This window comes from Flintibacter faecis (assembly GCF_014287875.1).
Taxonomy (GTDB): domain Bacteria; phylum Bacillota; class Clostridia; order Oscillospirales; family Oscillospiraceae; genus Lawsonibacter; species Lawsonibacter faecis_A.
The window spans coordinates 19,629-45,159 of the sequence record NZ_JACOPN010000011.1; the positions used below are offsets into that span (position 1 = coordinate 19,629).

General features: G+C 59.9%; 23 protein-coding genes, 4 tRNA genes and 1 pseudogene. 11 read left to right on the forward strand and 17 right to left on the reverse strand.

Annotation, left to right across the window (positions count from 1 at the left end; translation table 11 throughout):
- Window positions 1-370: 370 nt before the first annotated feature.
- From H8S55_RS12780 to H8S55_RS12800, 5 genes and pseudogenes are all read left to right on the forward strand, one after another.
- Window positions 371-610 (forward strand): annotated as a pseudogene (locus H8S55_RS12780) (sigma-70 family RNA polymerase sigma factor); the annotation flags it as partial.
- A gap of 472 nt (window positions 611-1,082) precedes the next feature.
- Entirely contained in the window at window positions 1,083-1,349 is a 267-nt protein-coding gene (locus H8S55_RS12785; protein WP_007884026.1) for a DUF6870 family protein, read from the forward strand.
- Window positions 1,350-1,467: 118 nt separating this feature from the next.
- The gene (locus tag H8S55_RS12790; protein ID WP_186879247.1) at window positions 1,468-3,150 is read left to right on the forward strand and encodes a recombinase family protein; all 1,683 of its coding nucleotides are present in this window, start codon (window positions 1,468-1,470) and stop codon (window positions 3,148-3,150) included.
- A 59-nt stretch (window positions 3,151-3,209) separates the two neighbouring features.
- Entirely contained in the window at window positions 3,210-4,010 is an 801-nt protein-coding gene (locus tag H8S55_RS12795; RefSeq protein ID WP_186879248.1) for a sodium:solute symporter family transporter, read from the forward strand.
- 203 nt (window positions 4,011-4,213) lie between these two features.
- Window positions 4,214-4,588 (forward strand): tyrosine-type recombinase/integrase, encoded by a 375-nt coding sequence (locus H8S55_RS12800; protein ID WP_186879249.1) that lies wholly within the window; start codon window positions 4,214-4,216, stop codon window positions 4,586-4,588.
- A gap of 92 nt (window positions 4,589-4,680) precedes the next feature.
- Here H8S55_RS12800 and H8S55_RS12805 read toward each other — a convergent pair.
- From H8S55_RS12805 to H8S55_RS12850, 10 genes are all read right to left on the reverse strand, one after another.
- A tRNA-Val gene (locus tag H8S55_RS12805) sits at window positions 4,681-4,756 on the reverse strand.
- Between the two features lie 27 nt (window positions 4,757-4,783).
- A tRNA-Glu gene (locus H8S55_RS12810) sits at window positions 4,784-4,858 on the reverse strand.
- 40 nt (window positions 4,859-4,898) lie between these two features.
- Window positions 4,899-4,975 (reverse strand) — tRNA-Met (locus H8S55_RS12815).
- Between the two features lie 165 nt (window positions 4,976-5,140).
- A complete protein-coding gene (locus H8S55_RS12820; protein ID WP_186879250.1) occupies window positions 5,141-8,821 on the reverse strand; it encodes a phosphoribosylformylglycinamidine synthase in 3,681 nt (1,226 codons plus the stop codon).
- 65 nt (window positions 8,822-8,886) lie between these two features.
- Window positions 8,887-10,407, reverse strand: coding sequence for an ABC transporter substrate-binding protein (locus tag H8S55_RS12825; RefSeq protein WP_186879251.1), 1,521 nt, complete (start codon window positions 10,405-10,407; stop codon window positions 8,887-8,889).
- A gap of 58 nt (window positions 10,408-10,465) precedes the next feature.
- On the reverse strand, window positions 10,466-11,284 hold the full coding sequence (gene pgeF / locus H8S55_RS12830; protein ID WP_186879252.1) for a peptidoglycan editing factor PgeF: 819 nt from the start codon (window positions 11,282-11,284) through the stop codon (window positions 10,466-10,468).
- Window positions 11,285-11,381: 97 nt separating this feature from the next.
- A complete protein-coding gene (locus tag H8S55_RS12835; RefSeq protein WP_186879253.1) occupies window positions 11,382-12,746 on the reverse strand; it encodes a penicillin-binding transpeptidase domain-containing protein in 1,365 nt (454 codons plus the stop codon).
- Entirely contained in the window at window positions 12,743-14,512 is a 1,770-nt protein-coding gene (locus H8S55_RS12840; protein ID WP_243200613.1) for an FtsW/RodA/SpoVE family cell cycle protein, read from the reverse strand. Before H8S55_RS12840 ends, H8S55_RS12835 begins: the two co-directional genes overlap by 4 nt.
- 131 nt (window positions 14,513-14,643) lie before the next feature.
- Window positions 14,644-15,969 carry an MATE family efflux transporter gene (locus H8S55_RS12845; protein ID WP_186879254.1) on the reverse strand — a complete coding sequence of 442 codons (1,326 nt, stop codon included), beginning with the start codon at window positions 15,967-15,969 and terminating at the stop codon, window positions 14,644-14,646.
- Between the two features lie 112 nt (window positions 15,970-16,081).
- Entirely contained in the window at window positions 16,082-16,624 is a 543-nt protein-coding gene (locus H8S55_RS12850) for a helix-turn-helix domain-containing protein (RefSeq protein ID WP_366468006.1), read from the reverse strand.
- A gap of 132 nt (window positions 16,625-16,756) precedes the next feature.
- Here H8S55_RS12850 and H8S55_RS12855 point away from each other — a divergent pair, with 132 nt between their 5' ends.
- Complete coding sequence (locus H8S55_RS12855) at window positions 16,757-17,938, forward strand: MalY/PatB family protein (RefSeq protein WP_207721860.1); 1,182 nt, start codon at window positions 16,757-16,759, stop codon at window positions 17,936-17,938.
- 59 nt (window positions 17,939-17,997) lie between these two features.
- On the opposite strand, the gene H8S55_RS12860 is transcribed toward H8S55_RS12855, so the two are convergent.
- The 7 genes from H8S55_RS12860 to H8S55_RS12890 all read right to left on the reverse strand — a co-directional run bounded on the left by H8S55_RS12860 (window position 17,998) and on the right by H8S55_RS12890 (window position 21,432).
- Complete coding sequence (locus tag H8S55_RS12860) at window positions 17,998-18,285, reverse strand: hypothetical protein (RefSeq protein ID WP_186879257.1); 288 nt, start codon at window positions 18,283-18,285, stop codon at window positions 17,998-18,000.
- 208 nt (window positions 18,286-18,493) lie between these two features.
- On the reverse strand, window positions 18,494-18,772 hold the full coding sequence (locus H8S55_RS12865; protein ID WP_186879258.1) for a hypothetical protein: 279 nt from the start codon (window positions 18,770-18,772) through the stop codon (window positions 18,494-18,496).
- Entirely contained in the window at window positions 18,769-18,951 is a 183-nt protein-coding gene (locus tag H8S55_RS13955) for a hypothetical protein (RefSeq protein ID WP_207721861.1), read from the reverse strand. Before H8S55_RS13955 ends, H8S55_RS12865 begins: the two co-directional genes overlap by 4 nt.
- A gap of 160 nt (window positions 18,952-19,111) precedes the next feature.
- Complete coding sequence (locus tag H8S55_RS12875; RefSeq protein WP_207721862.1) at window positions 19,112-19,969, reverse strand: hypothetical protein; 858 nt, start codon at window positions 19,967-19,969, stop codon at window positions 19,112-19,114.
- Window positions 19,970-20,004: 35 nt separating this feature from the next.
- A tRNA-Gln gene (locus tag H8S55_RS12880) sits at window positions 20,005-20,078 on the reverse strand.
- Window positions 20,079-20,260: 182 nt separating this feature from the next.
- Window positions 20,261-20,560: a Dabb family protein gene (locus H8S55_RS12885; protein ID WP_147564039.1), complete on the reverse strand. Its 300-nt coding sequence runs from the start codon at window positions 20,558-20,560 to the stop codon at window positions 20,261-20,263.
- Window positions 20,561-20,601: 41 nt separating this feature from the next.
- Window positions 20,602-21,432, reverse strand: a complete 831-nt coding sequence (locus tag H8S55_RS12890; RefSeq protein WP_186879261.1) for a hypothetical protein — start codon at window positions 21,430-21,432, stop codon at window positions 20,602-20,604.
- 144 nt (window positions 21,433-21,576) lie between these two features.
- On the opposite strand from H8S55_RS12890, the gene H8S55_RS12895 reads away from it, so the two are divergent.
- From H8S55_RS12895 to H8S55_RS12915, 5 genes are all read left to right on the forward strand, one after another.
- Window positions 21,577-22,083, forward strand: coding sequence for a YqeG family HAD IIIA-type phosphatase (locus H8S55_RS12895; RefSeq protein WP_186879262.1), 507 nt, complete (start codon window positions 21,577-21,579; stop codon window positions 22,081-22,083).
- A gap of 14 nt (window positions 22,084-22,097) precedes the next feature.
- Window positions 22,098-22,970 carry a TIM barrel protein gene (locus tag H8S55_RS12900; protein WP_186879266.1) on the forward strand — a complete coding sequence of 291 codons (873 nt, stop codon included), beginning with the start codon at window positions 22,098-22,100 and terminating at the stop codon, window positions 22,968-22,970.
- A gap of 15 nt (window positions 22,971-22,985) precedes the next feature.
- On the forward strand, window positions 22,986-24,050 hold the full coding sequence (locus H8S55_RS12905) for a M24 family metallopeptidase (protein ID WP_186879263.1): 1,065 nt from the start codon (window positions 22,986-22,988) through the stop codon (window positions 24,048-24,050).
- A 157-nt stretch (window positions 24,051-24,207) separates the two neighbouring features.
- Window positions 24,208-24,780, forward strand: a complete 573-nt coding sequence (gene efp, locus H8S55_RS12910) for an elongation factor P (protein WP_147562198.1) — start codon at window positions 24,208-24,210, stop codon at window positions 24,778-24,780.
- Window positions 24,781-24,868: 88 nt separating this feature from the next.
- Window positions 24,869-25,282: a CD1247 N-terminal domain-containing protein gene (locus H8S55_RS12915; protein WP_186879264.1), complete on the forward strand. Its 414-nt coding sequence runs from the start codon at window positions 24,869-24,871 to the stop codon at window positions 25,280-25,282.
- The last annotated feature ends 249 nt before the right edge of the window (window positions 25,283-25,531 follow it).

A 25,531-nucleotide genomic window follows, 5' to 3' on the forward strand; every position in this document is an offset into this window, starting at 1 on the left:
GAAACGGCGGCTTTGATTTTCAGAGCCGCCGTTTCTTTGCGTCTACACAAACCAATGACGACTTGTAGGGACACGGTAGCCGATGGGAGGTTATTTTGCCGTGTTCATTTTATTATTTCATTGTTCGCGTGATCTGCACCAGCTAAAAAAAGCGTAGCCCCTCCGTCGGAGCAGTCCGGTTTTGAACATGAAATTAAACAGTACATAACCGATAATACTTTTTCGTGCGCTTGTGCGGCCTTGTGTCGCACAGGCGCATTTTGCTTTCCAGACTTCGAGACAAAGTGTCCCGAGGTGCGGTGCCGTTCTCCGCCGTTGCTCCATTTCGTTTCCGACCAACCCCGAACAAACTGAAATGGAGGATTTTACGATGACTACTATCAATTTGAAAGATTTTTATTATTGGTACACGCAGGATCAGCTTATCGAAGTTTCTGACGAGGTGGCCGAGGTATTCAAGGCCGATGCCCGCTATGAAATGGCCTACCAGCGGCGGCTCTCCCGGCACAAGGCGCAGTATTCTCTGGACTGCGATGACGGGATTGAATATTCCGCTTGCCTGCATGAGCCGACCCCGCAGGAACTCCTTGAACGCATGAAAAAAACTTTTTGATTTTTTCTTCTTAACCCACTTGGAATTGATGAAAAAATGTCTCGGTTTATGAGAGGAGGTTTTCTTCCTAACGCGAGGGAATAACGGCAACCCTGAGTAAGTACGTGGAGCCAGACGGTGGGTGCGCGGTGACATTTCCCAAAAGAGATTGAGCGAACAACACCAACACTGTAAATGGGCCCGGCCATCCCAAGGCCATGATCCGGCGCTGAACAGGTTGGCTGCCTGTTCCTCCGGGCTTGTCGCTTTACTTGCGTTGAGAGCGCCGCACAGAAAATAACGATTGTCTTTGGACAGGCCAAGTAAATATGTGCGGCGCTCTCTAATATTCAAAAACTATAATAAACCTCGAGACAAAGTGTCCCAAGGTGGAGTAAGGCAACAGGCCAGCATCCCGGTGGTGCTGGCCTGTTGCGTTTCCCCACCAAACAGCGGGAGGCGTTCTATCAATCTGCGAAGGAGGTTTACCGTGAAATTAACTACACAGGAACTTGAACAAATGAGAAGCGTTGACATTGGCGCGGTGGCTGCCGAGTCCCTGCCTGATGTGAGCGGTATGACCTTTGACAATGCGCTTTCCCGAAAGGAGCGCATCTCTCGATTTTTGCAGACTGTCAAAAATCCATACTGCTTTTGCATCGGTGGTGTTGGCGTGAAAATTGAATTTGCTGAAAGCGGGCCATCTCTCCAAGATAAGCTGACGGATTTCCTGCTGCGGCAAAGAAGCGGGCTGTAACTTCGGTTACAGCTCGTTTTGCTTCTTCGAGACAAAGTGTCCCGAAGCGGAGGCATCCTTGTTGTCCTCCCCGGACAGAGTTATAATATAAGTGTAATGTGATAGGGAAGGAGGAACAATGGCACGAGCAAAAAACAGAGGGTATCAGCAGAGTTTCTCTCCCTCTTACACAATCCGCCGCTGGCGGCTGGGCATCTATATCCGGCTTTCAAAGGAAGATTTGAAAAAAGGAAAAGACGATAGCAACAGCGTAAAGAACCAGCGTGACCTACTGAACGATTTTTACCGACGCAACATTGACGAGTTTGAAAGTATCACGGAATATGTAGATGACGGACATACTGGAACGGACGCTAACCGTGAAGATTTTCAACGGCTCTTGGCGGATGTCATGAGTGGTAAAATCAACTGCGTTATAGTAAAAGACCTGTCCCGCTTCGCACGAAATTATAGCGATGCCGGAAGTTTGATCGACAACCTGTTTGTTCAAATGGGTGTTCGCTTTATCAGCCTTGCTGAGAATGTGGACAGCTACAAGAACCCCGACAGCGTTTCAAATATCATCGTTCCCATTACAAACGTGATGAACGATAATTACTGCTATCAGACTTCCAAAAAGATCCGGCAGGTATTTGATTACAAACGGCGCAACGGCCAGTATATCGGAGCATTTGCTCCTTACGGCTATGTAAAGCACCCAAAGGACAAGCACAGGCTGATTGTTGATCCCGATGCTGCTGAAAATGTCAAACTCATTTTCACAATGCTTATTCAAGGGTCATCAAAACGTGCTATCGCGTTGTACCTGAACGAACACGGCGTACCGAGCCCCTCGGCTTACAAGGTACAAAAGGGCTTGCCTGTTTCGACAAGAGGGTATGACGATCCTATGTGGGGAGCCCGCATGATCCACTCCATTCTTACCAATCCGACCTACACCGGGGACTTAGCCCAAGGCCGGAGCCGGGTGAAAAGCTACAAGGTACACCAGATTGAAGCTGTTCCCCGCGAGGAATGGGTGGAAGTGGCTGGAACACATGAGGCCATTATCGACTATGAAACTTTCGATAAGGTACAGGCTCTCTTACAGCGTGATACCCGTACTTCCCCGAAAGGCCGTGAGGTACATTTATTCAGCGGCTTTCTGAAATGTGCCGATTGCGGGCGGGCCATTACCCGATGCGTTAGCAAGAACAACAATGTATATTATTCTTGCTCAACCTACAAGAACCGTTCCCGGACAGCCTGCACCATGCACTCAATCAAGCATGAACGGCTGGAGGCTGCTGTTTTGTTCGCTGTACAGCATCAGGTACATTTGGCTGTTTCCTACTCGGAAATCGTCACGCAGATCAATTCCGCTCCAATCAAAAAAAGCCAGTCTTACCGACTGGACGATCTGATAGCTGCAAAAGAGCGGGAACTGACAAAGATAACACGCTACAAGCAATCTCTTTATCAGGACTGGAAAGACGGTGAAATCACCCAGCAGGAATACCGAGATATGAAGGCTGACTATGAACGGCAGACTTCTGATATTTCCGCGGTGCTTACCCGGCTGAACGCTGAACGCGCAGAACTGGCAAACGGTGTGGACAACGAGCATCCTGCACTGGTAGCCTTTATGAAGTATCAGAACATTGAAGCCCTCAACCGTGAAATCTTGGTTGAACTTGTGGACTATATCAAGGTCTATGAAAACGGCAATATCAGCGTGAAATTCAAATTTGCTGACGAGCTCCGCAAGATTGCCGAGTACATTGAAATCAACACTACGGAAGATACCGCAGTAGCGGGCTAACCCCCGCTACAAACCCCTTTGACAGTGTGTTTTCCTAATAGGCGCTAATCATAATCTCTTTGTTTGTTAACTTCGATGGTGCCGCCGCCATTTCCAGCCTAAGCGCAGATTATTTCAAAGCCGTTCCCTTTGATACTGAGACTCTGTTGTGGATGGTGGTCCCTACCACCATGTACGGCCTGATCAGCGCCTCCGCAATGCAGCGTGCCGCCTCTGCAAAGTCTGAAAAAATTGCTCTGCAAGGTGCTATTATTGGTGCCGTCGGTACTGGCCTGTTCACCTTTTTCCCCGTTGTAATCGGCATGTATGGCAGAGCTGTATTCCCCGAGGTTGAAACCTCCTCCGTACTGTTCACTGTCATGTTCAATATCTTGCCTGAATGGCTGGCTGCTCTGTTGCTGGTGGCTATTGTAGCCGCTGTTATGTCAACTGCCGACACTCAGCTCATGACCATTATGGCCAACGGTATGCACGATATTTACATGAACACCCTAGTCCCCAGATACAAGCTGAAAGATGATGAAAAGCGGATGAAGATGATCTCTACAGTTTTGACTGTAGTGGTTTTGATTGGCGCTCTTCTGCTGTCCTTCAAGTTCAACAACATCCAGAAACTGCTTTCCAAGGCCCTATCCATCACCACTTCTGCTTGTGTAGTTCCCTACTTGGGTGGCCGCTTTATGAAGAAAGGAACCGATATTGGGGCTTTGGCTTCTATGGGAGTTGCTCTGACGTTGCTTGTTCTGAACTTTACCGGTGTCATTCATCTGATTAATGATCTGATTGGCCTGATTCCTGCTGCCATTGTGTATGTGGTAGTTAGCCTGTTCACCTATAAGGAAGATAAAGCTGCCGTCTAAATCCGTAATCTCAATGCCTACCTCTCTTCTCTCCATCCAAATATGCTCCGCTCCGTCAGAAATTCATTTCCGACGGAGCGGAGCGCTGTCTATTAATAATTTGATGTTTGCGAGATTTGATACTATTGAAAAAACGAAAATGCTGTAAATTGTAGAATCCTAGTCCAAATACCAGCTGCCGCAGGCTGCCCCTGACCGGGGCCATGAGGGAGTATCTGCTGGAGGTAAAAAAACGCCAAGCAGAGGACAAGGCTCTGTTTGGCGGTGGTTACGTGGATTCCGGGTATGTCTGCGTGGCGCGGGACGGAACTCCTATCAGCCCCAATACAGTGCCCCATCATTTTCAGCGTGTGCTGAAGGCCAATGGCCTGCCGTGTATTCGCTTTCACGACTTGCGCCACTCAGTGGTCCATACCCTGCGGCAGGGCGGATGTGACGCCAAGGATATTCAGTCCTGGCTGGGTCACAGCGATGTGTCCACGACCTTCAATATCTATGGGCATCTGCTGGAGGGGGATATGGGAAAATTGGGGAATGTAATCGATAAAGCGCTGTTTTCAAAAAGGTTGGCTGGCTAGACTTTCGGGACATTTGCGGGACATTTTTGGAGGACAAAACTTTTTAAAGCAAAAGAAAAAGTTCCGAAACCTTACGATTTCGGAACTTTTCTTGGTGGAGACAACAGAACTCGAATCTGTGACCTTCCGCGTGTGAGGCGGACGCTCTACCGGCTGAGCTATGCCTCCATATTGGAGAAAACGGCGATGGGGAAGTGGTGACCCGGACGGGAATCGAACCCGTGTTGCCGCCGTGAAAGGGCGGAGTCTTAACCGCTTGACCACCGGGCCGTTTTGCTATATGGAAACGGATGACTCCGTAATTCTTAAATGGTAGCGGCAACTGGACTTGAACCAGTGACACCCCGGGTATGAACCGAGTGCTCTAGCCAACTGAGCTATGCCGCCGAATTTTTGCTGCCCTCTCGCAGAGGACAGGCATTAGTATACCCGAGAAAAGGCGGATTGTCAATAGGAAATTTAAAAGTTTTTTAAAAAAGTTTTCACAGGACGAAAACGGCCCCAGACCCCCTGGAAAACAGGGAGTCTGGGGCCATGCAGTGACCTGTTTGATTATTTGAAATACTCCGCGCCGGACTCGAACAGGGGCTGGTGCTTGTTGCCGGGGATGTTCAGGCCGACATACTGGCCCCGGCGCTCCAGGTGGCCCATCTTGCCGAAGACGCGGCCGTCGGGGGAGAACACGCCCTCGATGGCCTGGACAGAGCCGTTGGGGTTCACGTCGATGTCCATGGAGGGCCGGCCTGCCAGATCCACATACTGGGTGGCCACCTGGCCGTTGGCGATGAGCTGGTCGATCACCGCCTGGGGGCCCACAAAGCGGCCCTCGCCGTGGGAGATGGGCACGGTGTGCAGGTCGCCCACGTTGGACCGGAGCATCCAGGGGGACTGGACGCTGGACACCCGGGTGGTGACATAGCGGCTCTGGTGGCGGCCGATGAGGTTATAGGTCAGGGTGGGGCACTGGTCGTCCATGGGCCGGATCTCGCCGTAGGGTACCAGGCCCAGCTTCACCAGGGCCTGGAAGCCGTTGCAGATGCCAAGCATCAGGCCGTCCCGGTTTTTCAGCAGCTCCATGATGGCATCGGACAGGGCGGGGGAGCGGAGGAAGGAGGCGATGAACTTGCCGGAGCCGTCGGGCTCGTCGCCGCCGGAGAAGCCGCCGGGCAGCACCACCATCTGGCTGGCCCGGATGGCGGCCTCCAGGGCCTGGGCGGACTGGGCCAGGGCGTCCCGGGTCAGGTTGCGGATGACCACGATCTGGGGGTCAATGCCCGCTCGCAGACAGGCCTGGGCGGTGTCGTACTCGCAGTTGGTGCCGGGGAAGACGGGGATGACCGCCTTGGGGCGGGCCGCCTTGTGTTTGCACACGGCGATGGAGCGCTTGTCCCAGGAGATGGGCTCCACCGCCTCGCTGGAACCGGCACGGGTGGGATAGACCTGCTCCAGAACGCCGTCGTTCAGCTTCAGCAGCTCGTCCACAGACACGGCCTCGCCGGGCAGGGCGATAATGGCGGGCTGGGTGGTCTCGCCCAGGCGCTTGGCGCAGGGCAGGTTGACCTCCTCGGTCAGCTCGGCCACGATAGCGCCGGGCATGTCGGCGTACCAGTCCACGGGCTCCATCCCGGCCTGGAAGCCGATCTGGTTGCCAAAGGACATGTTCATCACGGCCTGAGCCAGACCGTGCTCCACGGCCCAGGCGGCCTTGACCTTACCGGCCTGGTGCAGATCGTAGAGAGCCTCCCAGGCGGACTTGCTGTCCTGGGAGGAGAACAGATATACGGGGTGGTCCGCCGCCTTGAACTCGGGGGAGAGGACCTTGTCGGCCTTCACCGGGGCGATGGCGAAGGAGATGAGGGTGGGGGGGACGTCCTTGTCCAGGAAGGAGCCGGACATGGAGTCCTTGCCGCCGATGGCGGCGGCACCCAGCTCCAGCTGAGCATCCAGCGCGCCCAGCAGGGCGGAGAAGGGCTTGCCCCAGCGCTGGGGCTCGCTGCGCAGCTTCTCGAAGAACTCCTGGAAGGTGAGATAGGCCTTGTGATAGTCGGCACCGGCGGCCACCAGCTTGGCCATGGAGGTGTACACGGCGGCGTGAGCGGCGGCATAGGGGTCCACCACCGACTGGTCGGGGTCAAAGCCCCAGGCCATCACGCTGGCCTGGTCGGTCTCCTGGCCGGGCAGCACGGGGAACAGGGCGGACATGGCCTGGGCGGGGGTGCGCTGGGTCTTTCCGCCGAAGGGCATCAGTACGGAGGCCGAGCCAATGGACCCGTCGAACCGCTCGGTCAGGCCCCGGCGGGAGCCGCACTTCAGGCTGGCGGCCATCTCCTTCAGGGTGTGGAAATTCTCGCGGCCCATGGCGGAGCGGTCCGCCTTGGCCACAGAGATGGCGGCGTGCTTCACGGCGCCGTTGGTGTCCAAAAAGGCACGGGACAGGTCGGCGATGGTCTGGCCCTTCCAGTGCATGACCATGCGGGGGCTGGCGGTGACCACGGCCACCCGATAGGCCTCCAGGTTCTCCGCCTGGGCGGCGGCGATGAGCTTCTCCTCGTCCTGGGGGGCGACGACAACGGCCATGCGCTCCTGGCTCTCGGAGATGGCCAGCTCGGTGCCGTCCAGGCCGTCGTACTTCTTGCGCACGGCATCCAGCTCGATCTCCAGACCGTCGGCCAGCTCGCCAATGGCCACGGACACGCCGCCGGCGCCAAAGTCGTTGCAGCGCTTGATCAGGCGGGTCACGTCGCCGTTGCGGAACAGGCGCTGGATCTTCCGCTCTTCGGGGGCGTTGCCCTTCTGCACCTCGCTGGCCATGGTGGTCAGCGACTTCTTGTTGTGGCTCTTGGAGGAGCCGGTGGCGCCGCCGATGCCGTCACGGCCGGTGCGGCCGCCCAGCAGGATGACCACGTCGCCGGGGGCGGGGCGCTCCCGGACCACGTTTTCAGCGGGGGCAGCGCCCACCACAGCGCCGCACTCCAGACGCTTGGCGATATAGCCCTCGTGGTACACCTCGGCCACGTGGCCGGTGGCCAGGCCGATCTGGTTGCCGTAGGAGGAATAGCCCGCGGCGGCAGTGGTCGCCAGCTTGCGCTGGGGCAGCTTGCCCTCCAGGGTCTGGGAGAAGGGCACACGGGGGTCGCCGCCGCCGGTGAAGCGCATGGCCTGGTGGACATACACACGGCCGGACAGGGGGTCCCGGATGCAGCCGCCGATGCAGGTGGCCGCGCCGCCGAAGGGCTCGATCTCGGTGGGGTGGTTGTGGGTCTCGTTCTTGAACATGAGCAGCCAGTCCTGCTCCTTGCCGTCCACCTGGGCGGGGACGTGGATGGAGCAGGCGTTGATCTCCTCGCTCTCGTCCAGCTCGGGCAGCAGGCCCCGCTTTTTCAGGGTCTTGGCACCGATGGTAGCCACGTCCATCAGGGTCTGGGGCCGCTGGGCGGCCTTCTCCTGGCCATAGACCTCCACACGGGCATCCAGATACCGCTGATAGGCGGCCTTCACCTGGGGGTCGTCCACATCCACCCGGTCCAGATGGGTGGAGAAGGTGGTGTGGCGGCAGTGGTCAGACCAGTAAGTATCCACCACCCGGACCTCGGTCATGGTGGGGTCCCGGTGCTCCTCGTCCCGGAAATAGGCCTGGAGGAACTTCAGATCGTCCAGGTCCATGGCCAGACCCAACTCGTCCAGCAGGGCGGCCAGCGCCTTCTCGTCCATGGTGATGAAGCCGTCAATCGTGGGGACATGGTCGGGGGTCTCGTGGGTGCGGACCAGAGTCTCGGGCTTGTCCATAGAGGCCTCCCGGCTCTCCACGGGGTTGATGAGGTAGTGGCGGATCTTGTCCAGGTCCTCCTGGGACAGCTGGCCCTGGAGCACGTACACCTTGGCATAGGCGATGAGGGGGCGCTCTACCCCGGCCATCAGCTGGATGCACTGGGCGCAGGAGTCGGCCCGCTGGTCAAACTGGCCGGGCAGGGCCTCCACCGCCAGCAGAGAGCAGGGCTGGGGGAGCTGGGGGAAGGTCTCGTCATAGACCACGTCCACCTGGGGCTCGGAGAACACGATGCCCTTGGCCTGCTGATAGACAGCGGGGTCGATCTGGTCGGCATCATAGCGGTTCAGAATGGCCACAGAGGTCAGTCCGGCCACGCCGAGCTGCTCCCGCAGGGCCTTGCACAGTCCCTGGGCCTCCACGTCGAAGCCAGGCTTCTTCTGAGAATAACAGCGGTAAACACTCATTTCTATCTCTCCTCCCGGCGGCCACAGTTCATTGGTGGCTCGCCTGCATAAATTAACAAAGTGATTTAAGAAAGCTTCCAGTTTTCCAGTTGATAGAACACGTTCCCACGGACGGGGGACAGGCCGGACAGCCTGCTCCACTGGGTGAGCACGGAACCATTTTTAAAGCAGACAGGCACGATGGGGGCCTGCTGGTTCAGATAGGCAAACAGGTCAGCGGCGGCCTTGGCTCGGGTTTCCCCCTGGGCGGACTGAAAGGCGGACAGCAGGGCATCCCCCAGGGCATCCTGCCAGCGGCCATAGTTCAGGCTGCCGGAGGAGGACAGCAGGGGGGCCAGGTCAAAGTCGCCGGTGAGGGTCACCTGGCCCAGATACAGGTCAAAGCTTCCGGCGGCCAGGGCGCTGACATAGCTGTCATAGGACAGGCGGGATAAATGGACGGTAAGGCCCACGGCCTCCAGCTGCGCGGCGATGCGCTGGGCGGCGGAGACTTTGGCGGTGTTCTCGGTGTTCACCACCAGGGTGACGGAGCGGCCGGTGAGCCGCAGCTGTTCTAAGGCGGCTTGGGACTGCTGGAGGGAATAGCCCAGGGTCCCGGCCTGGGCGGCGTTATACAGGGGACTGCTGGGGTGGACTGGCAGTCCGGCGGCCACGGCGTGGCGGGCGAAATCCACCTGCACGATGGACGTGCGGTCGATGGCCCTGGCGATGGCCTGGCGGACCTCCGGGGCGCGGCACAGGCCGCTTTGGGTGTTCAGCCCCAGATAGAGGAGCTCGGTGGTGGCATAGTCCCAGGTCTGATAGCTGCCGGAGTAGCCAGGGGCGTTGGTGCCCATCAGGTCCACGTCCACCAGGCCGATATCTCCGGCGGAGAAGGAGGACACCAGGTCCTCTGACCGGGACGCGGCGGTGAGCCGGATGGTCTGTACCGGCAGGGCCTTTCCCTGCCACCAGCCGGAGCGGGCGGCCAGGGCCAGGGCCCCGTCTGTTTCAGACAGCACATAGGGCCCCGTGCCCACAGGGCGGTCCCCGGTGCTGGAGGCGATGGGGATGTCCAGCAGGGCGGGCAGGTTCCCGTTGGCCCGGACCAGGGTGACGGTGACCACATTCCCCTGGCCGGAGATGGAGGACACGTCCCGCAGCCGCTGGGTATAGCGGGCGGACTGGCGGGCGGTGTTCAGGGCATCGGCTGCGACAGAGCCGGTGAGGGGGGAGCCGTCGGAGAAGGTGATGCCCTCCCGCAGGGTCAGTTCCCAAATGAGGCCGTCTGTGCTGGCGGCCTGACTGCACAGCACAGGCACGGGCTGAAAGGTCTCGTCCAGCTGAAACAGGGGTTCATACAGCAGGGGGGCCAGGGTCAGGTTGGAACGATTGGTCCCCAGGACGGGGTGGAAAGAATCAGAGAGACAGGCCGCCAGGGTGAGACTGGCGGGAGCGGGAGCGGGCTCTGGATCGGAGCCGCTGCCCGAGGAGGAGACGGAGGAGCCGCCGCCGCTGGAGGAGGCGGAGCCGTCCTCCTTTGGGCCGCAGGCGGTGAGCAGGGTCACAGCCAGGGCCAGGCAGAGGAGAAAACGGAGATGTTTCATAGTCATTCCTTAAAATATCAAAACGGTCCCAGCCGGTTCAGGCGGGGAGAGGCGAAAATCAGGGTTCAGCCAGCTGGATCATGGCGGCCATACTGCCCCGGCGGGTGCCCTGGATGCGGTGGGACCAGAAACGGTCCAGACGGCAGGCGGTGCAGTCGGGGCACAGGGCGATGCGGGCCGGGTCTAAGCCGGTGCGCTCCAGCCAGCGGGCGTTGGCGCCCTTTAAATCCACATGGAACTTGTCCGTGCCAGAGATGGGGAAGATGAAGTCCTGGGCAGCGGCCCCCAGACCGGCCCGCAGGCCGTCGGGCACGTCGGCATGGGTCTGAAAGCAGCAGGGGGCGATGCCCGGGCCGATGGCGGCCAGGATGTCCTCCGGGCGGCAGCCATAGCGCTCTGTCATGGCCAGGACACCCTGAGCGGCCGCCCCGGCGGCGGTGCCCCGCCACCCGGCGTGGACGGCGGCGATCACCCGGCGGATAGGGTCATAGAGCAAAATGGGGATGCAGTCCCCGGAGAAGATGGTCAGGCACACCCCCGGCTGGTCGGTCACCAGGCCGTCGGCGGGGAACTCCCCGGGCAGGGAGGGGTCGGACAGCACATCTGCCCGGGTGACAGAGCGGATGGTGGTGCCGTGTACCTGGCGGTTTTTCACCAGGGCATCTGCGTCGGTACCCACGGCCCGGCAGAAGCGGCGGAAGTTCTCCCCCACCCGGGCGGGGTCGTCCCCCCGTCCGGCCCCCAGGTTCAGACTGTCCCAGGGGGCGGGGGATACGCCGCCCAAGCGGGTGGAAAAGCCGTGGGGCGCGCCGCACCAGCGGGGGTCGGTACAGGCATAAAAGGGGACCCCATGTCGTTCCTGAAAAACGATCTCCACGGCGGTCCCCCCTTGAGACATAATTAGATACCTTATTTTATCCTAAAAATGCCCCTGTGACAACCCCGAATAGGAAGAAAAAAACGTGCAAACCACCTTAGGAAGCCAGGGCGGCTTTCAGCACTTTTGCCGCCACCGTCCCGGCCACCTCTGACCCGCTGCCGCCGTTTTCCACCAGGACCACAAAGGCATAGGGGGCCTCCTCATTGCGGAGGAAGCCGGCAAACCAGGCGTGGGGCTTTTGATCGGCCCCCACCTCTGCCGTGCCCGACTTGGCGCACAGGTCCATGCCGGAAAAGCGCTTGGCGCCGTAGGTGGCAGAGACGTTATTGGCCATCATGTCGGCCATGGCCTGAGCGGTGTCCGCTTTGATCATCCGCCGGGTGGTGTGGGTGAACTGGGGCAGGGCGGGCAGACCGGGGGAGACCACCTTTTGGATCAGGGTGGGCTGCACGGCCTTGCCCCCGTTGGCGATGGCCCCCATATAGATCATCAGGGCGCAGGGGTTCACGCTGTCGTGATACTGGCCCACCCCCGCCCAGGCCAGGTCGTTGTCCGATGCACCGGACAGATCCACCGACCCGGCGGCGGTGGGGATGCCGTTCACGTCATAGGAGCGGGTGAGCCCGGCCTTTCCGGCGTATTTTTCCAAAGTGCTGGCCCCCAGCTCCTCCGCCAGCTGGCCGAAGGCGATGTTGCAGGAGTTGGCCAGGGCATCCTGAATGGTCTGCTCCCCATGGGCGGCGGTGCAGGTCACCGTCTCCCCGCCGATCTGGGCCGAGCCCTCGCAATGGAAGGTGCGGCTGTACAGATCGGGGAGCTTCTCCAGGGCGGCGGCCAGGGTCACGGTCTTGAACACGGAGCCTGGGGTAAAAGAAGAGGAGAGAAACCGGTTGAGATACACCCCCTGATACTGGTCGTTGGTCTCTAAATCGTCGGGGATGTTCTTCGGGTCGTAGGAGGGGGAGGAGACCATGCACAGCACCTCTCCCGTCTTGTAGTTGTACACGGCCACGGTGCCCTTCCGGCCGTCCAGGGCCTGATAGGCCGTCTTGTTCAGGTCGGCGTCGATGGTGAGATACAGGTCGTTGCCCGCCCGGGCGTTATAGGCCCCCAGCAGCAGGGAATAGCCAGTGAGCTTGCGGGCAAAGGCGGTGAGGGCCCCGGTGCCGATGTTCCCCTGGGGGTCGCCCACGGCGTGGAGGGTGGCCTTCCGCAGCGTTTTCCCGTCGGCGCAGCGGCGGTCGCCGTTGTCGTCCACATAGGACAGCACCGTGCCGTTCCGGTCCAGGACGGTGCCGCTGATGAGAGCTCCGTCCCGGTTATAGAGGTGGCGGTTGAAGGGGGAGGAGGCCCAGCGGCTGCCGCTGAAGCCGAAGCGGAGCAGAAACAGCCCCAGTCCCGCCAGCAGCAGTCCGGCCAGAACGAGACAAAGCCGGGCCCGGCGTTCCAGTTTTTTCATTGGGAAGAGACCTCCTTTTTCACGGGAGCCCGGCGGCTCCGCTCCCGGGTGTCCGCCCCCCGGAGAAAGGCCAGCAGGCCCCAGGAGGCGATCATGGCCGAGCCGCCGTTGGACACAAAGGGCAGCGTCACCCCGGTGAGGGGCAGCAGGTCCATGGCGCCGAACACGTTCAGGGCGGTCTGGGCCGCCAGAAGGGCCCCGGCGGCGCAGGCGGCGATGGTGGGGAAGGCGGAGCGGCCCACCCGGCAGGCCCGGGCGGCAAACACCGTGAGGGTCAGAATGGACAGCACTGCCAGCACGGCGATGAGAATCCCCCACTCCTCGCACAGCATCCCGAACACCAGGTCGGTGTCTGCCGCGGGGATGTTCTGCAGCCAGCCGTTGCCCGCCCCCATGCCGGCCAGACCGCCGGAGGCGGCGGCGGACATGGCCCGGGTCTGCTGATAGCCGGTGGTGGAGGCCGCCTGCCAGGCGTGGCCCCAGGAGGCAAAGCGCCGGAAGATATAGGGCTTAAAGCGCAGCACCAGCAGCCCGGCAAAGGCCGCCCCGCCGCACAGCAGGGACAAGGTGGCAAAGTCCCCGGAGCGGAGATAGGCGATGACCAAAAATGTGGCAAAGAAGATGCAGGCGGTGCCAAAGTCGCTCATCAGGGCCAGACACAGCAGACACACCCCGGTGAGCACCATGAACAGCCCCAGGTTCCGCCGGTGGAACAGCCGCTCCAGGGTGGCGGAGCCGGCGAAGATATAGAAAATTTTTGCGATCTCCGAGGGCTGGAAGGAGAACGGCCCCAAGATGATCCAGTTGGCTGCGCCGAACTTGCTTCGGCCCAGCACCAGTGTGACGGACAGCAGACCGATGGCCAGGGCGGCCATGAGCCAGCGCAGCTTTTGCAGCCGGGCGGGGTCAGCCATCCAGGCGGTGAGGGCGGACAGAAAGAGCAGCCCCAGAAGGATGGCGACGAGCTGCTTCACCGTGGCCTCCGGGGCGGAGGAGGCGGTGACGGCCAGGGAGAGGGTGGACAGGAAAAAGGCGATGGTCTCCAGCTCGAACCCCCGCAGACGACGGCGGGCGGAGGAGTAGTACCACCACATGACCGCTGTGAGTACCAGCAGGGTCAGAGGGGCGGTGCGGTGCTCTCCGCCGCTGGCTAAAAACAGCTGCACGGCGGCCAACACCTGGAACAGGGTCAGCCACAGCAGGGAGGGGACCATGGACAGGGGGGCCTCCGCCCTCCGGCGCTGGAGCAGCTGCTCCTCCTCCCCCCGGGACAGGGGCAGAAACAGCAGCTTTACCCCGCCCACGCTGAGGGCGTCCCCCACCTTCAGGGGGGCGGAACCCTCCACGGGCTCGTCGTTCACCAGCGTCCCGGCCTTGGAGCCCAGGTCGTGGATGCGCCACTGGCCGCCCTCCTCCCGGACCAGGGCGGCGTGCTGCCGGGACACGGTAGGCAGGTCCAGCCGCAGGTCGGCCAGGGGGGCCCGGCCCAAGATGTTTTCCCAGTGCCGGATGGGCAAAGAGCCGCCCCCGGGCAGGGCCAGCTGGCCCCAGACCTCCCCGGCAGTGGGGATGCGCAGCAGCCCCCGGATGGCCCGGACGAGGATGAGCAGGGCTAGCAGGGGGAAGAGAAACCGGGTGACCCCGGTGTACAGCCAGACCAGGTCGCCGTGGGCCTGGACCCACTGGGGTACCTGGGTGCGCAGGATGTCGGCCTGGGGAAAGGCACGGAACAGGGCGTCCCCCAGGGCGTGGAGTTTTTCGGACAAAGAAAGGACCTCCTCTCTCAGCGGACAGGGAATGATAGAACAGGATATCACGAAACACCAAAGAGTACAAGGGGGAGAAAAAACGGGAAGGGCAAAGGCCCTTCCCGGAGTGAGGAGTGATGAGAGAGAAGTTAGGAGTTTTGCGCCCAGCGGTCCCGGCGCAGGAAGAAGGGCAGAAAGCACAGGACCATGAAGATCCAGTGCAGGCCCTCGGCATAGGCGATGGCCATGTTCAGGAACGCGCCGGCCAGCAGATAGGACAGGGCGATGCGCAGCAGCAGGGCGGCGATGCTCACGGCGCTGGAATAGACCACCCGGCCCGTGCCCTCGATGGTCCCCCGCATGGAGCAGGCCAGCCCGAAGAACACATAGAACAGGGAGATGCGCTGGAAGAACCGGCGGCCAATGGCGGCGGCCTCCGCCTCCACGCCGAACAGGGCCACCAGCTTGCCGCCGAACAGCAGCATGACGGCCATGAGCAGCAGAGAGACCACCAGATTCATCACAGCGCCCGTGCGCCAGAAGTGCCGGGCCCGCTGCGGCTCCCCCGCCCCCTTGCTCTGGGCCACCATGGTGGAGATGGCCGACCCCAGATTGATGATGGGCAGCAGCATAATGGTGTCCACTCGATAGGCGGTGGTGATGGCGGCCACGGTGTGAGAGCCGAAGCCGTTCATAAAGTTTTGCAGGGCGATGTTGCCCCCGGCGGTGACGGTGAATTGCAGGGCGGGGGGCAGACCGAACCGCAGCCCCTGGGCAAAGTCCTCCCGGCGGAACAGGGGCTCTTTCAAGGACAGGCGCAGCAGGGGATAGCGCCGGTGGGCATAGACCAGGATGAAGAGGGCCATGGCCCCCTGGGACAAAACGGTGGCCGCCGCCGCACCCGCCACCTGCCAGCCAAGGCCCGCCACGAACCACAGGTCCAATGCCACATTGGCCAGGGAGGACACCACCACCGCGTAGAAGGGTGCCCGGCTGTCCCCCATGGCCCGGAGCAGGGCGGAATAGAGGTTATACGCCGCCAGGAAGGGCACGCCGATGAAGATGATGCGCAGATAGTCCCCGGCAAAGGCCAGAATGTTCTCCGGCGTGTGGAGCAGGTGCAGCAGGGAGCCGCTGGCCCACACCCCAAGGGCGGCGCACAGAACAGCCAGGGGCAGCAGCACCACTAAAAAGGTGGACAGGATGGGCCGCAGCCCCGCCCGGTCCCCGCTGCCAAAGCGCTGGGCGGCCAGAATAGACAGCCCCTGGGTAAAGCCGGTGATGGCCATGGTGAAAAATACGCTCACCGCCGTGGTGGCCCCCACTGCCGCCAGGGCGCTCTCCCCCACGGCGTGGCCCACGATAAAGGCGTCCGCCCAGTTATAAAGCTGCTGTAATATACCGCTGATGATCAGCGGCAGGCTGAATCGGATCAGTACGGCGGCCACGCCGCCCCGCGTATCTGTCTGTGTCACAACATGACCTCCTGGTAAAAAAGCAGCCAGACTGTTCAGCCTGACTGCTCGGACGGTAGGTGCTCACCCGTGCATCCACCATATCACAGCGCTGCAATAAAGTCAAGACCGATCAAGGAGTGTACATGATCAAGTGCAGGGCGGTGGAGCCGGGGTTCAGGTTCCGATAAGAGTGGACGGCGTCGCCTGGGAAGCGGATGCTTTCCCCGGGATGGATGGTGAAGGTCTGTTCCCCGGCCACGATCTCCAGCGCCCCCCGGATCAGGGTGATGAATTCGATGGTACCTATGACGTGGGGGTCAGAGCGCCAAAAGCTGCCCGGGTCCAGCTCCATGTAATAGACGGAGAAGCGGCGGCCCTCGTCATCGGGAAAGACGGAATAATTTTTTACCCGGCCCTCGTCCTCTAAGATGGGCTGGATATCGGGCAGGCGGATGATCTGATAGTCCGGCTTGGGCCGGGCGGTGAGGGCGTCGAAGGGGACGCGCATCCCGTTGGCGATCTTCCACAGGGAGGACAGGGTGGGGTTGCCGTCCCCCCGCTCGATCTGGGCCAGCATGCTCTTGCTCACCCCGCTTAGCCGGGACAGCTCGTCCATGCTCAGCTTCTGTTTTTCCCGCAGGCGCTTGATGTTCTGCGCCACCGCAAAATTCACCGGGTCCAAAATCATTCCTCCACTGTTGACATTTTAATAAACAGGACGTATTATTATATCGAACAGAACGATATATTGAACGTTTGAATGTATTATATCACACGACAAAAGAAAAGGGAAGGATGTGTCACCATGAAATATAACTTTGATCGGCCCATTGACCGCACCCGGGAGATATCCATCAAGTGGTCGCCCCAACTGCGGCGGCAGATGTTCGGCGCAGGCGACGTCATCCCCATGGGCATCGCAGACATGGACTTTGAAACGGCCCCCGCCGTGGCTCAGGCCATCCAGCGCCGGGCGGAGCACCGGACCTATGGCTACGCCTATCCCTCACCGGAGTATCTTCAGGCCTGCGTGGACTGGCAGAAACGCCGCAATGGCTGGGACATCCGGCCCGACTGGATCCTCTATACCCCCGGGGTGAACATGGCTCTGGTGTGTGGCATTGAGCTTTATACCCAGCCGGGGGACCGGGTGATCGTCCAGTCCCCGGTGTATTACCCCTATTACGACTATATCCGCCGCACCGGACGGGAGGTCGCTTTTAACCCACTGGTGGAGCGGGAGGGCCGGTATGAGATGGACTTTGACGGGCTGGAGCACCTGGCCAAAGACCCGAGAACTAAGTTCATGATCCTGTGCAGCCCGCACAACCCGGTGGGCCGCTGCTGGACCCGGCAGGAGCTGGAGCGGGTAGGCCGCATCTGTCTGGAACACGGCGTGATGCTGGCCGTGGACGAGATCCACGGGGACCTGATCCTGAATGGGCAGTTCGTGGCCTATGGCACTCTGGAGGAGGAGCTGGTCCAGCGGTGCATCATCTGCACCTCCCCCTCTAAGACCTTCAATCTGGCGGGGCTGCTGGTGTCGGATATCATCATCCCCAACGACCAGATCCGGGCGGATTTCCAGGAGAAGCTGGCTCCATACTATCTGTGGCCGGGCAGCTTTGGGGCAGCGGCCCAGATCGCCGCCTATGAGCAGGGGGAGGACTGGCTGGAGCAGTTGCTGGCCTATCTCCGGGGCAATGCCCAATACATCGGGGAATTTATCGCCGAAAGAATGCCCAGGGTAAAGTATCGCCCGCCGGAGGCCACCTATCTGGCCTGGCTGGACTTTCGGGACTATGGCATGGACCGGGAACAGCTGTGGGACTTTATGTGCCACAAGGCCTGGGTGGCCACAGATGACGGGCCAAAGTTCGGCCCCAACGGCGAGGGGGACGGCTTCCAGCGGCTGAACTTCGCCTGCCCCAGGCAGCAGCTCACCAAGGCCCTGGAGCGCATCGCCCAGGTCCTGGATCGGCTGTAATAAAACATAAAATACCGCCGCTCCGCATTCTTTTCAGAACAGCGGAGCGGCGGTGTTTTTCAGATCGTCCGGTCCAGCACGGTCACTTTGGTGATGATGTCCCGCAGGCGGTCGTTGCCGACCATGTAGTCCAGGGCCTCGTCAGGGGTAGCGCAGAGCTTCTCGGTGTTCTGCTGATAGGCTGCAGCTATGCTGATCTCTCCGCTGCTGCAATGTGTGACATCATATATGATTCCGTTCCAAGAAAACTCGACCTCTCCACCCCAGCGAATGCAATCTTTGAAGTCACGAATAGTTTTGAAGCGATTTTGCTCTGGCGTGTTTGCTGGAACGATTGTGGAAGACATAGTAAAAAGACCTCCATAAGATTTAAATTCCGGGGCCGCATCTGGGTAATTTATAGGCGATTGAGGTTGAGGATACCCCGTTGGATTATTCCAGAGGATGGGGTGATCGTGTGGATCAGTGTGTGCCCACGGTTTGTTATGATCTATATAATGGCGTTCCATTATTGCACGGCCATCTTCGCTCTTCTGGTTTCGGGGCAAAGATCCATTAGATTGTCCTTGCGACAACATCTACTTTTGTAATCACGTCCCGCAGGCGGTCACCGCCGACGATATAATCCAGTGCGTCATCTGCTGATTCGCACACTTTGTCAGTTTCCGGCTTATTCGCCTCGTAAATCGTGATTTTGTTGTCGGTGCCATATCGAATCACATTATAGGTCTTTCCCTTCCAGCGAAATTCTATTTCAGCGCCCCAGTTCAGGCTTTGCTTGAATTCGCTGATAGATTCAAAGTTCATATTGCCTGCAATGATAATATTGCTCATGGACTTGTTCCTCCCACATAGGCGCTTCCGCCGCCTTTGGCTGCACCTCCCAGAAGGTACGGCTCCATTGTATCACAAACGACGTGGGAATTTCCACCAATTTTATAAGAATTTACATCATTTTCGGAGAAAGTTTTTTCGTCGTCCATGTATTTCCACGAACTGCGCTCGTAGTCCACATAGATGATATCCCCCTGCATCTTGGGGAAGGGGGTGTGATAGCAGATGATCGTTTCAGGTTCGATGCGCTGAAATCTCTTGAAGAAATTTCCACATACAAGAAAACATAAAATACCGCCGCTCCGCATTCTTTTCAGAACAACGGAGCGGCGGTGTTTTTCAGATCGTTCGGTCCAGCACGGTCACTTTGGTGATGACGTCCCGCAGGCGGTCATTGCCGACCATGTAGTCCAGGGCAGCATCAGACGTTTTAAATATCTGACTTTCGTCTGGAACTTCAGGGCGGGTGATGCGAATCATGCCGTTTTCTGACCAGATACCATATTCCTGGCCCTGCCACTCGATAACGACTTCTGCGCCGTAACGCATACTGGTTTTAAACTCGCTGATGGTCTTAAAGCGATAGGCTTCTGAATCATATGGGATAATGTGGGAGTTCAATAAGCACACTTCTTTCGTATATTGCTTTAACTCAGGTGCCCCGTCGGGATAATTGATAACTGGCCCTTTTTGCGGGTGTTCGTTAGGATTGTTCCAAGTGATTATATGGTCATGAGGATTGGTATGGCCGCTTCCGGGAGAATGTTCCGTTTCGTGACGAAGCACGATGGCTTTTCCGGCTGTATCATATTTTACTGTAACCCAATATCCGCCTTTTCGGAGGTGAAGGAAATACCGCTGAACAGTGTTGGGCGGTCCAATAAAAATTCTATCCTGAGGTTTGTTTGGGTTTGGTCTCCATTTCCCCCCATAAGCGCTCCCGCCGCCTTTGGCTGCACCTCCCAGGAGGTACGGCTCCATTGTATCACAAACGACGTGGGAATTTCCACCAATTTTATAAGAATTTACATCATTTTCGGAGAAAGTTTTTTCGTCGTCCATGTACTTCCACGAACTGCGCTCGTAGTCCACATAGATGATATCCCCCTGCATCTCGGGGAAGGGGGTGTGATAGCAGATGATCGTTTCAGGTTCGATGCGCTGAAATCTTTTGAAAAAATTTCCACACACAAACAAAGAAAAACCACCACTCGGATGAGTGGTGGTTTTTATGGCAGCGGGAGAAGGATTCGAACCCTCACAAACAGAGTCAGAGTCTGTCGTGCTACCCTTACACAATCCCGCTATGTCCGCCCGGCGAAGTGGTTTGCCGCAAGAACATGACTGATTATAGCAGGTATTCGGAAAATGTCAAGGCTTATTTTTAAATTTCTCAGAAATTTTTTCACGGCGTGAAAACAGGGGCAAAAAGCCCGGCCCCGCCCACCGGGAAAAGAGAGCCCGGCGGGGGAGCGGGACAGGGGAAACTCAGCCCTGGATGTCGCAGCAGCGGCGGTCGCAGAAGTTGTCCCGGATCAGGGGCAGGATGGCCTGGTGCTCCGGGTGGTTCTGATACAGGGGCAGGTCGGATTCCTGCTCTACCTCGGAGTAGAGGACCAGGTCGCAGCTGCTGCTGTCCATGGGGGGACAGAAGACGCTGATGCTCTTCAGCACGGGCACCTTGCCCTTCAGGGCGGTGAGCTTCTCCACCACCTCCTGGCCGATGGCCTGGCGCTGCTGGGGAGTGAGCTCGGGCTTGAAGTTCCAGGATACGATATGACGGACCATAAATGGGACCCTCCTTAGTGTAGTGTTCGGCAGAATTCATTTTACTCCCCGGCGGGGACAGCGTCAACCGCCCGGGGCCCTCTTTTTTGCATGGAACGGGGCAGCAGACCCAGTGCGCCGGCGCAGTCCCGGATGTCCTCGTAGGGGGCCAGAAAGATGGATACCCCCGCCCGGCGGGCCACCTCCACCTTGCGCAGCATGGTGTCCCCGTCATCAAAGAGGACAAAGTGGGCCCCGGTGTCCCGGTCCATATAGGTATAGTACCGGGCGCACAGCTCCCGGGAGAAGAACACGGAGGGACGCAGGGCGTCCATCTGCTGGCGCAGCTGCTGCCGGGTGAGGGGGGTGCCGCTGCCCGTGGGGGAGGGGAGGGAAAAGTCCTCCGCACTGCGTTCCAGGGACAGGGCGACCCGGTCCCGGCCAAAGCGCTCCGCCGCCTCCTCCAGCCGCTGGGACAGACTGCCCCCGGACAGGGCGGAGGATAGAATGACCCGGCTGTGGGAGACGCAGTGGCCAAAGGGCTCCGGCACATACAGGGCCAGTCCCCGCTGAACAAACAGTCGGTCCAGCTGACCGACCAGCTGCTCCAGGGGCGGCAGACGGCGGTCAAAGTCCAGCACTGCCCCGGAAAAGCCCCGGACGGAGCACTCGCTGACCACCTCCTGGCAGAAGGGCCCCACAGGGCCTGCGCCGTCGTACCCCTGGCCGTCCACCACCATTACTCCGCCCCGGAGGGGGACGGAGCCCCCGGCCCGGAACAGATGAGGGCCCCTGCCCACCCGATAGGCCAAGTGGGCGGGCTGGGCGCTCCAGCCCTGAATGTTCCGCAGCTGCTGGGGCGGGACGGGAATGAGAAAGATATCTGTTGCCATGGGCGGCTCCCCCTTGTCCAAATTGGGCGGATGTGATATACTATCCACCTGTTAAAACGGCCTGTGGCGGCCGGGCATCTGTGAGGATATCCTATGTCCGTCCGTCCAAAATAAGAACCGTAAGAACCGAAGGAGGGCCTGCCTGTGTCGTTTTCTCTCATCCCCCGGGGGGTATATCCCGCCGTGACTCATATATCCCCCAAGGCCCTGGCGGAAAAGGGTGTGCGCCTGGTGCTGGCCGACCTGGACAACACCCTGGTCCCCTATCGAGTAACAGAGCCATCCCGGGCGGTCCGGCAGTGGAGGGACGCTCTGGCGGCGGAGGGGATCGCCCTGTTTTTGCTGTCCAACAGCCGCAAGCCGGGGCGGCCCCACAGCTTTGCCCAAAAGCTGGACATTCCCTGCATTGGCCATGCGGGCAAGCCCAAGCGGGAGGGCTTTTTCCGGGCCATGGAGCGCATGGGTGTCACCCCGGACCAGACGGTGATGGTGGGTGACCAGATCTTCACCGATGTGCTGGGGGCCAACCGCTCCGGCGTGACCCCTCTGCTGGTCAAGCCCATCCGACTGGCGGGTAACCCGGGGCGCTACATTCGATACGCCGTGGAGACCCCCTTCCGCCTGCTGGGCCGGTGGAGACCCTTTGTATGAGCGGAGACGGTTACATGGAAGCACGATTCGGCCCGGCGGGCAACGCCGTTGCCTTCTCTGAGCGGTATCAGTCCTCGCTGGATGCCCCGGCCTGGATCGCCGGACTTGGGCTGGACTGCTATGAGTACCAGTGCGGCAAGGGGGTCCGCATCGGGCAGGACACGGCGGAGAAGCTGGGGGAGCGGGCCCGTCAGGCGGGGATATCCCTGTCCCTCCACGCCCCCTATTTCATCAGCCTGTCCAACCCGGACCCGGAGATGCGGCGCAAGACCATCGGCTATATCACCGCCGCCTGCCAGGCCGCCCGGTGGATGGGGGCCGCCCGGGTGGTGCTCCACACCGGGGCCCTGCTCAAGCGCACCCGGCGGCAGGCCCTGGACATCGCCAAGGAGACTTTGCGCCAGGCCATGGCCGCCTGCGACGACCAGGGTTTTGGGTACATCATCCTGTGCCCGGAGACCATGGGCAAGATCAACCAGCTGGGCGACCTGGACGAGGTGCTGGAGCTGTGCCAGCTGGACGGGCGGCTGCTCCCATGCATCGACTTCGGACATCTATATGCCCGCTCCTTGGGGGCGGACGACGGGGCGGAGGTCTTTGCCCGGATGCTGGACAAGGTGGAGTCGGCCCTGGGTGAAGAGCGGGCCGGGCGCTTCCACAGCCACTTCTCCCGCATCGAGTTCACCCCCAAGGGGGGCGAGAAGTGCCACCGGACCTTTGCCGACCACGGGGGCTTTGGGCCGGACTGGGGGCCCCTGGCGGCGGAAGTGGCCCGCCGGGGCTGGAGCCCCACCTTCATCTGCGAGAGCGCCGGCACCCAGGCTGAGGACGCCCGCACCATGAAAGAGATCTATCAGGCCCAGCGGGCCCTGTACAGCAGCCAATGAGAGGAAGGAACCAACATGAATCATTTAAAACAGATCGCAGAGAAGCTGCCTGAGTATGGACTGGATGCCATGCTCATCACCAGCGAGCCCGGGGAGCGCTATGCCATCGGCTTTCACGGGGAGGGGCTGCTGCTCGTCACCCGGGAAGAGGCCCACTACACCACCGACGGACGGTATATCGAGGCCGCTCAGGAGCAGATCCAGGGGGCGGATGTGAAGCTTATCACCCCAGACAGCGGCCACCTGGCCCAGGCCAGGGCCTTTTTGGAGGAGCGCGGACTGCACAACGTGGGCTTTGAAAGCGGCAACGTGACGGTGGATGCCCACCGGCGCTACAGCCAGGAGCTGCCCTGCATCCTCACCCCAGCCCAGCAGTTGCTGGACGGTCTGCGTGCCAGCAAGGACGAGGAGGAGCTGGCGGTGATGCGCCATGCCCAGGAGATCACCGACGGGGCGTTTAAGGCGGTGCTGGACTTCATCCGTCCCGGCATGACGGAGCGGGAGATCGCCGCCCGCCTGGTATACGAGATGATGCGCCGGGGCGGGGAGAAGCTGTCCTTTCCCCCTATCGTGGCTGCCGGGCCAAACGGTTCCCGGCCTCACGCCGTGCCCGGGGATCGAGCGGTGGAAAATGGGATGTTCATCACCATGGACTTTGGATGCAGGGTGGAGGGCTACTGCTCTGATATGACCCGCACTGTGGCCATGGGAGAGCCCACCGAGGAGATGGAGCAGGTATACGCCGTTGTGCTGGCCGCCCAGCGGGCGGGGATCAACGCCGCCCGGGCTGGGGTCACCGGCCGGGAGATGGATGCCGCCGGCCGACAGGTCATTGCCGAGGCGGGCTACGGGGAGTATTTTACCCACAGTTTCGGCCACTCCCTGGGCCTGAATATCCACGAGTCCCCCAACGCCAGCCCCAGCGAGACCCGGACCCTGCCCGCCGGGGCGGTCATCTCCGCCGAGCCTGGGATCTATATCCCGGGCCGCTTCGGTGTGCGCATCGAGGATGTGCTGGTGCTGAAGGAGGGCGGCTGCGAGGATATCACCCGCTCTCCCAAGGACCTGATCGTCCTGTAAGCGGGCCCGGAACAAAGCAAAGAGCCGGTTCTGTCAAAAACAGACAGAAAACTTTGCCCGAACTGCCCCGATTCCTTAGAATCCCCTCTTGTCAAAGGGGAGAAAATAGGGTAGAATAAATTAGCTTAATCTATAAAAACAGTGGAGGATGATTCCAATGGCAACGATTACCGCAGGCGATTTCCGCAACGGTGTGACCTTCGAGATGGATGGCCAGGTCATGCAGGTCGTGGAATTCCAGCATGTTAAGCCCGGCAAGGGCGCGGCTTTTGTCCGCACCAAGATGAAGAACGTTCTCAGCGGCGGCGTGACCGAGACCTCTTTCAACCCCACCGCCAAGTTCGAGACCGCCTTCATCGAGCGCAAGGATGCCCAGTACAGCTATAACGACGGCGACCTGTATTACTTCATGGATCAGGAGACCTTCGACATGATCCCCGTGGCCAAGGCCGATCTGCCCAGCAGCTTCGACTTCGTCAAGGAGGAGACCATCTGCAAGCTCATGTTCTATAAGGAGAAGGTGGTGGGCGTGGAGGCCCCCAACTTCGTGGAGCTGGAGGTCACCCAGACCGATCCCGGTTTCAAGGGCAACACCGCCACGAACGTGACCAAGCCCGCCATCGTGGAGACCGGCGCCGAGATCAAGGTGCCCCTGTTCATCAACCCCGGCGACCGCATCAAGATCGACACCCGCAACGGCGGCGAGTATCTGGAGCGCTGCAAGGGCTAAGCGTCCAAGCCGTTGTGAACAGGCGAGGCGTGATACCATCCGGTTTCTAAAAGCAATTTGAGGCACAGCCTCAGAAAGGGAGATAGCTATGACGATTTCTGAAAAAGTTGCTTACCTGAAGGGGCTGGCCGAGGGTCTGAACCTGGACACCGAGAAGTCCAAGGAGGGAAAGCTCATCTCCGTGATGATCGGCATCCTGGAGGAGATCGGCCTGTCCATCGAGGACCTGGAGGAGAACACCCAGGCCCTGGGCGAGGAGATCGACGTGCTGTCTGACGACCTGTCCGACGTGGAAGATGTGGTCTTTGACGAGGATGAGGACGAAGACGAGGACGACGAGGATTATGACGATGACTGGTTCGAGGTGGAGTGCCCCACCTGCGAGGAGCCCCTGGTCATCGACGACAAGGCTCTGGCCGACGGCATGATCCAGTGCCCCAACTGCCATGACAAGTTCGCTCTGGATCTGAGCGACGACACCGTGGAGGCCGACGAGGAGTAATTTCCCGCCAGATACAGACATCATGAAAACAGCCGCGCAGAGTTTCGTCTGCGCGGCTGTTTTTCTGTCAATAGAAATTGATCGTTTGCGTTCGGATTGGCTGACATACCGGGTGATGGCGGTTTTACTGGATAATGTACAATAACTTGCGCAAATTAAAAAGAGCATAAAAGAAGACATAGCTTGCAGGCTCTGGTAGAATGAAGTTACCACACAAACATTCGAAAGGAGCAAGCAAACTATGTCCGA

Excerpts from the sequence above, each read along its gene's own strand:
- H8S55_RS12790 (WP_186879247.1), top strand. The coding sequence starts at position 1,468 with ATGGCACGAGCAAAAAACAGAGGGTATCAGCAGAGTTTCTCTCCCTCT.
- efp (WP_147562198.1), top strand. The coding sequence starts at position 24,208 with ATGGCAACGATTACCGCAGGCGATTTCCGCAACGGTGTGACCTTCGAG.
- H8S55_RS12900 (WP_186879266.1), top strand. The coding sequence starts at position 22,098 with ATGGAAGCACGATTCGGCCCGGCGGGCAACGCCGTTGCCTTCTCTGAG.
- H8S55_RS12835 (WP_186879253.1), bottom strand. The coding sequence starts at position 12,746 with ATGAAAAAACTGGAACGCCGGGCCCGGCTTTGTCTCGTTCTGGCCGGA.
- H8S55_RS12825 (WP_186879251.1), bottom strand. The coding sequence starts at position 10,407 with ATGAAACATCTCCGTTTTCTCCTCTGCCTGGCCCTGGCTGTGACCCTG.
- H8S55_RS12800 (WP_186879249.1), top strand. The coding sequence starts at position 4,214 with ATGAGGGAGTATCTGCTGGAGGTAAAAAAACGCCAAGCAGAGGACAAG.
- H8S55_RS12860 (WP_186879257.1), bottom strand. The coding sequence starts at position 18,285 with ATGTCTTCCACAATCGTTCCAGCAAACACGCCAGAGCAAAATCGCTTC.
- H8S55_RS12890 (WP_186879261.1), bottom strand. The coding sequence starts at position 21,432 with ATGGCAACAGATATCTTTCTCATTCCCGTCCCGCCCCAGCAGCTGCGG.
- H8S55_RS12855 (WP_207721860.1), top strand. The coding sequence starts at position 16,757 with ATGAAATATAACTTTGATCGGCCCATTGACCGCACCCGGGAGATATCC.
- H8S55_RS12905 (WP_186879263.1), top strand. The coding sequence starts at position 22,986 with ATGAATCATTTAAAACAGATCGCAGAGAAGCTGCCTGAGTATGGACTG.
- H8S55_RS12865 (WP_186879258.1), bottom strand. The coding sequence starts at position 18,772 with ATGAGCAATATTATCATTGCAGGCAATATGAACTTTGAATCTATCAGC.
- H8S55_RS12820 (WP_186879250.1), bottom strand. The coding sequence starts at position 8,821 with ATGAGTGTTTACCGCTGTTATTCTCAGAAGAAGCCTGGCTTCGACGTG.
- H8S55_RS12885 (WP_147564039.1), bottom strand. The coding sequence starts at position 20,560 with ATGGTCCGTCATATCGTATCCTGGAACTTCAAGCCCGAGCTCACTCCC.
- H8S55_RS12915 (WP_186879264.1), top strand. The coding sequence starts at position 24,869 with ATGACGATTTCTGAAAAAGTTGCTTACCTGAAGGGGCTGGCCGAGGGT.